We start from the raw sequence: 6,349 nt of genomic DNA on the forward strand, positions 1-6,349 counted from the left end.
GCCGCGAAACCGAGCCAGAGAATTGATGTGGGGCCAGCCATCCGGGTGCTCGCGCACCCGGCAGGGAGCTGCCGGCCCTCCGGGCCTAACGCGCAGTAACTGATGCGACGTCCCGAGCGAAACGCGACTATAAAAAGTCGTACGTTCCTTAGAACAGTGAAACGATTGCCAAAGGTCGTCAAAGAACTCTCTTCCCGGTTTCGCGAGCAATCACGAACTCAAAACACTCCTCCCTCGTTCGTGCTGCGATCACTAGACTTTCCTGTTTCAATGGGAGCGCCTTGCATCGGTTCGTTGGATCCTGCTTTGATGCTTTGCAGGAACCTTTCGATCTTTCGATGAGTGGTATAGCTGGTACGAATTCCAAGTGCTGAATTCGTTGATTTTTCGGCGGTCAGAATACTGATGGTGCTGACTCCGCCGAGCGTGTCCCAAGTATCGGGCGTAACCAGCGACTGTATTAGGCGAACACTGCCTGGCGTTGCTTGTAACCCAACCTCACCTGCCCAATAGATACGAAGTAGCTGGTGCTTGTCCTCGTCGCATTCAACCGACGTGATGGTGACGATCTCATTGTCAACGGTGTAGGTGAGGTCCAGCGATGAGACAATGAGATTCAGGGCCGACTCGAGTGAAATGTTGCGAACTTCAAGATTGACCTGATCGTCTGTTGACACCCCAAGATCATCAAGCGCTCGCTTGTCGATTTGAACAGGCAAGCCAGATCTTTCGGAGATCTGTTCGATTGCGTCACTAAGTGGCAGCTCAATGAAAGAGAATCCCACTTGCTTTGAGAGAGCCTGCTCGACTCGCTTGTGAAAATCCACATTCCCGCTGGCCCATTTTACATTGGTGTCCTGCGAAGACTGACCTGTTGTGCTGTCCTCCCTTGTCACATTCGCAGGCAACGCTGACGGACGGGCGGCACCAAACGGATCCGCGACAGCTTGCTTGCTGGGGGCAGTTCGGAAAGGTGGATCTGCAAACGGGTCGTCAGAACTGTCTCCATCTGATTCCGCAAATGGATCGCTGGATACATCGGCGGCTTGAGGTACTTCGGCTGCAAACGCCGGAGTGACGACCTCCGCAGCCGTCACTTCTACTGCCGACACTGAACTGGCGACTCCTGGCAGTTGCACCGATGTTTGATCTCGACCTCCCGGAAGCGTTTCGCCAAGGGGAGCAAACATTAAGCCAACTGCGGTGCATGCAACCGCACCAATGGTTGCGAGTGACGTCGTAGAAAACAGCATCGGGGTTTCCTTGTTGAGAAGAGATTCGAGGTTCGGAGAAGAAGACTGGCCCATGGATGACTTAACACATCGCGTGACCGCTTGATTGGCCAGATCGACCGCGACGTGGTCGCTGGCCACAGCCTGATCCGCGCTGAGAGATGCGATAGATCCTAGGACCGTGGAAAAGGCGAAACCTCGGCGGCTCAGTTGCCGCTGCAGTCTTGCGCGAGCCCGCCCGAGACGTCCGCGGATCGCCGGTTCGCTGGAACCCAGGATCGTTGCGGTTTGCTCGTAGGTTAGTCCGTCAAAGTAGTGCAGCACGATGGCGTCGCGGTACTTCTTTGGCAACTGTTCTATTTCTTCGTCCAAGGCCCGCAGGCGGTGACGGTGCGCTATGGTTTGAAGAGACTTTTGCCCATTGGTCGAATCGTCGGGAGGATCGACCGGCAAATGCTCAGTGGCTCGATTGAGTTTTCTCGTTCGGCAAGCCGTGCGGTAGGCTACCTGGTGCAACCATCCCGCCAAGCATCCCCTTTTTCGCAAGCGTTCCGCATCGCGAACAAGGGTCAAAAACGTCACTTGGAAGGCGTCTTCAGCATCTTCACGCGTGCGAGACTGGCGTCGACAAACACTTAAAACCATGTTGCGGTAGCGGTTGATCAGGTGAGCGAGAGCATCACGATCTCGATATCCGATCCATGCATCCAACAACAGTCGATCGCCGATGTTCGATGATGCTTGGTCCAATGCCAGGGATTCTGCACCTGTGTCTGTAGCTGCGTCCGCATCGCCGGATGAATCACTGGCAACGACCGCTAATTTGGGCATGGCATTCAAATCAACCTCCTGGTGGCTTCTGCTTTCTATTGTAGTAGTGCAACTGACCGAGAGGTCCTCGCGCGAAAAATCCTCGAAAATCTTCTAGTTCCTCTGAAAGTTGTTCTGAAAAGCGAGATTTGATTGCCTCATCGGAAATACTGGATGATGCGCATTCTCTCTTGTTTGGTCGCACCCCCTGCGTTTGCGTCCAAAGAATGTAACTTTGACAGCGGATACGTCAGCGGTCAGAATGCTGGCATGATCCAAAAGAAGAAACTCTCTGGTTGGAGCCGCGTTGCAATCGCAATTGACGAAGTGCGAGATCGTTTGCTTCGGTCGACGCGGATTCTTGAACAGGCCGGGATCCCTTACGCGGTCTTAGGCGGCAACGCGGTTGCTGAATGGGTCGGACGCGTCGATAAGGAAGCCGTGCGATTCACCAAGGATGTCGATATCCTGCTGCGTCGAGAAGATTTAGAAGCCGCCAAGGTCGCGATGGAAGCGGGAGGGTTTATCTATCACGAAACTTTCAAGGTACCCATGTTCATCGATGGACCGGATGGATCAGCTCGCAGCGCGGTGAATGTGTTGTTTGCGAATGAGATCGTTCGCGAAGGTGATGATTCAGCAACGCCTGACATTGAACCGTTCGATTACAGCGAAGACGATTTTAAGGTTGTCTCGCTTGAATCGTTAGTGCAAATGAAGTTGACGTCGTATCGACGCAGAGACCAGATGCATCTGATCGACATGCTTGATGTCGGCTTGATCGATGGATCTTGGGTTGGGAAGTACCCAAGCGAACTTGGAGATCGGTTGCAGTTTTTGATTGACAATCCGGAGTGAATGTCGGTGATCTAATGTAGGCCGTAGCGAGCTTCAGCGAGTTACGGCATGACGCGCGCAACGCCGTAACTCGCTGAAGCTCGCTACGGCCCACATCGAGTGGTCCGTTTATAGACCTACATCACGCTGAAATAGTTCTCGCAGGCGAAGTCGAGGTAGTCGTCTTTGAGCTCCAGCGGCAAGTCGTTGTACAGGCAATAGTTTCGAGCTTGCAGGATCAAGTCACGCGGCTGACACATCCGCAGTGGGCGATCGACCGGTGTGTAGTGCTTGTCGATTAAGTACTCGACGCAGCCTTCACGGTACGGCACTTTCAACACCTTGCACATGATTTGAAACAGCTTCTTGAAGTCATCGAACGGTGGATTCTCGACTTCGATTTTGTAAGGAATTCGGCGCAAGAACGCGTCATCGACCAAGTCCTTGGGTTCCAAGTTCGTGCTAAAGACCACCAACTGATCGAACGGCACTTGGATCTTTTTACCGGACGCCATGTTCAGATAATCGTAGCGTTTTTCGAGCGGCACAATCCATCGGTTCAGCAGTTCGTCGACTCGCATTTTCTGGCGACCAAAGTCATCGATCACCAGGGTGCCGCAATTGCTTTTTAGTTGTAGCGGTGCCTCGCTAATACCGTTGACCGGATTGTGCTGCACCTCCAGCATCTCCATTGTCAATTCACCACCGGCGATGATCGTTGGGCGTTCGATCCGCACCCAGCGTTTGTCGAAGCCGCCGAGTTCAAGCAGTGTTCCACTTCCCTCGGGCATCGCAAGCGTGTGGCACATTGGGTCAAAGATCCGCAGCACATCACCATCGATATCAACACTGCGAGGAATCCAGACGTACTTTCCGAACGCGGCCGTGACACGTTCGGCAATGGACGTCTTGCCGTTTCCGGGAAACCCAAACAGGAACATTCCACGGCCGCTGGCAACCGCTGGGCCAAGCTTTTTCAGCATGTTGGGATTGATCAACAAGTCGTGAAAGGCCCGCAGCAAGTCTTTTTTCTTGGGGTACTGGCCCTCGATCGTCTGCTTTGAAACGCTCGCGACATACTGTTTCAACGGAACCGGACACGATCCGTAATAGGTGCAATCGAGCAGATAGTTTCGCGCGATTGCGCGACCACTTTCGCTGAGGACATAGACGTAATCGTTGGTCGATGTAGACGACTTGTAAGAAACATTCTGCTCCATCTTTAACCGCGACAAAAGCGGTTCGACCATGCGGAATGGCAGCTTCACCTGTTCAGCAATCCGTCGGCCCTCGGCTTCGCCAACGTTTTGCAGAAAGCGATAGACGATGGCTTCCAACAGCGTATCGTTAATGCCTGCTTCTTCCACGGACGCCGGTTCGGCGGGTCGCCAGGGTTCGTCGCGAGAGGGCCGAAACCCGGTCGCGCAGGTTGGATCGGTTTTGGCTGGTGCAGGTGATGTTTGGGAAACGCTAGCTGAAGTGATAGCTTCGCCCTTTGGTGAAGCAGGCGTTGGTTTGGCAGTCGGTGCCGTCGCGGTCGCAACTGGCTGCGAGCTCTGCGGAATTTGCGAGCTCGGCTGAACTGTTGATCCTTGCTGCGCGGCACTGGGCTGGGCCGGCGGTTCGGCCGCAGCAGGCGTCTTTCCAGAACTTAGCGATTGGATTCGAGAAATCAAAGAATCCAGCTTGCTATCAACGTCATTGCTCATTGGGTTTCCCTAAATTCCATGAATGCGTGTCCTGGTTTTGAGACCTTCGCCGACACGATGCCCCGCATCGGGGGATATCGGCTGGGCAACATGGTTCAAGCCACAAAAACGGAAAAACTGTCAGCCAAGCGTGCCCACTTGTCGCTAATGACGCTTTCCAGAATCAAAATGACGACTCCTGTGCGACGGTGGGGTAGCTTTTAATACGACCATCGTTCGCGTTTCCAAACGACCTTTCTGTTCACATTCATGCCAATTACCACTGATCCATCCGCTCGACTCGGTTTACGGACTGAACAAGCACGCTGGGAGCTTCCGCTTCCTGACGGAGCACGGCGTTTGATTGCATCGGGGGATTTTGATGGGCGGGAAAACGAGACCTTGGTGCGATGGTTGGCGTCGGATCCTCAATTGGCGTCGCGACTTTTGCGATGGTGCAACACACCCTTGTTCAATCTGTCAAAACCGCACGCATCGCTTGAAGACGCTGCCAAGATCATGAACGGCAGCGAATTGGCACAACTTGCGGTGCTGGCGTGGGTTCGCGGGATTTTCGCACCTGAAAAACAGATCGATATTTACTCCAGAGAATGCCTGTGGGGTCACTGCATGGCCGTTGCCGCAGTCGGTTCGCTGATCGCCAGAACCTGCACGGATGCCGACCCGGGTAAAGTCTTCGTCGCGGGTGCCCTGCACGACATTGGCATGATCGCGAATGAAAGAATTGACCCAGAATCCTTTGGCGAAGTTCTATCGGAAATCGACGAGCTTTCGCCGATGCATGAAGTAGAACGCGACATGTTGGGCTGGGATCACGCTCAGCTTGGCGCGGCGATTCTAAGTGGATGGGGAATGCCCGATGAAGTCTGCCTGGCGACCGAATATCACCATGCCGCCCATCGCTGTCTCGATCACGAGCATTCCGAAACCGTTTGCTGCATCGCCATTGCCAACTATTTGTGCAGCCGAGCTGGTTGGTCGAGCGTCGGTGCCAATGCAATCATCTCTCCAAAAGAAAGCGTTTTTCGCCGCCTAGGGATTGATGCCGGGCTGTTGACGGTGCTTTGGCAGCAACTCTATTCATCGCTCGATTCGGTTGCCCGACTCCGCTAGCTTGATTTTTCAGGATAGGGCAGGCACTGGGCTGATGAAAATGCGGTGGGTGATGTTATTCGCGAACCAGTCGAACATTGCAAATTGAAAATTCTTGGGAAGCGGTATTTGCTGGTCAATTTACATTTTTCAGTGTTCATTTTGCAATTTGCAATCAACACCGAGGCCGGCCAGCCACAAACCCCCAAAGTCGTCCAGTTTCCCTCCACGCAAACATTTTCGTCAGCCCACGCATTGCCGCGAGGCCTTACGGCCAGCGGCTCACCATTGCCTTTCGGATATTGAATTAATCGACAAGCCGTCGCGCACCCGGCAGCGAACTGCCAGCCCTCCAGGCCTAACATGCAGTCATATAGGTGCAGTCATTCATGCGACGTCCCGAAGGAGCAATCAAGCCAAAATGTGCTCGCTTTCGCCCCAGCCGGGGCTTCGGTTTTTGCTGCGTTTGATTCCGTGGGTCAAGACCCACGGCACCGTGCTGACGCCCCATCCGGGGCTAAAGTAAGTGCCATTGGGCGATGCCTGGTCCGCTAAAAGTTTGGGGTTGTGGAGTTATCGGCTTGCGCCGTTTTTATCCTGTCTCACCATCGAAGGTCTTAGCCCAGAGGGCGGCAGATCTTTGCCGGTGGCGTCAGCCCTCGTTGTTAT

General features: G+C 54.0%; 4 protein-coding genes. 2 read left to right on the forward strand and 2 right to left on the reverse strand.

Features of this window, described 5'->3' with window-relative positions:
- Positions 1-218: 218 nt before the first annotated feature.
- Entirely contained in the window at positions 219-2,063 is a 1,845-nt protein-coding gene (locus RC85_RS24275; protein ID WP_068267336.1) for a sigma-70 family RNA polymerase sigma factor, read from the reverse strand.
- A 153-nt stretch (positions 2,064-2,216) separates the two neighbouring features.
- Between RC85_RS24275 and RC85_RS24280 the strand changes: the two genes are divergently transcribed.
- On the forward strand, positions 2,217-2,900 hold the full coding sequence (locus RC85_RS24280) for a nucleotidyltransferase family protein (protein ID WP_200836801.1): 684 nt from the start codon (positions 2,217-2,219) through the stop codon (positions 2,898-2,900).
- A gap of 116 nt (positions 2,901-3,016) precedes the next feature.
- On the opposite strand, the gene RC85_RS24285 is transcribed toward RC85_RS24280, so the two are convergent.
- Positions 3,017-4,588 (reverse strand): ATP-binding protein, encoded by a 1,572-nt coding sequence (locus RC85_RS24285; RefSeq protein ID WP_235033424.1) that lies wholly within the window; start codon positions 4,586-4,588, stop codon positions 3,017-3,019.
- A 249-nt stretch (positions 4,589-4,837) separates the two neighbouring features.
- On the opposite strand from RC85_RS24285, the gene RC85_RS24290 reads away from it, so the two are divergent.
- Complete coding sequence (locus RC85_RS24290) at positions 4,838-5,701, forward strand: HDOD domain-containing protein (RefSeq protein ID WP_068267337.1); 864 nt, start codon at positions 4,838-4,840, stop codon at positions 5,699-5,701.
- The last annotated feature ends 648 nt before the right edge of the window (positions 5,702-6,349 follow it).

This window comes from Rubripirellula obstinata (assembly GCF_001642955.1).
GTDB lineage: Bacteria > Planctomycetota > Planctomycetia > Pirellulales > Pirellulaceae > Rubripirellula > Rubripirellula obstinata.

Coding starts and splice junctions, on each gene's coding strand:
- RC85_RS24285 (WP_235033424.1), bottom strand. CDS start 4,588: ATGAGCAATGACGTTGATAGCAAGCTGGATTCTTTGATTTCTCGAATC.
- RC85_RS24290 (WP_068267337.1), top strand. CDS start 4,838: ATGCCAATTACCACTGATCCATCCGCTCGACTCGGTTTACGGACTGAA.
- RC85_RS24280 (WP_200836801.1), top strand. CDS start 2,217: ATGATGCGCATTCTCTCTTGTTTGGTCGCACCCCCTGCGTTTGCGTCC.
- RC85_RS24275 (WP_068267336.1), bottom strand. CDS start 2,063: ATGCCCAAATTAGCGGTCGTTGCCAGTGATTCATCCGGCGATGCGGAC.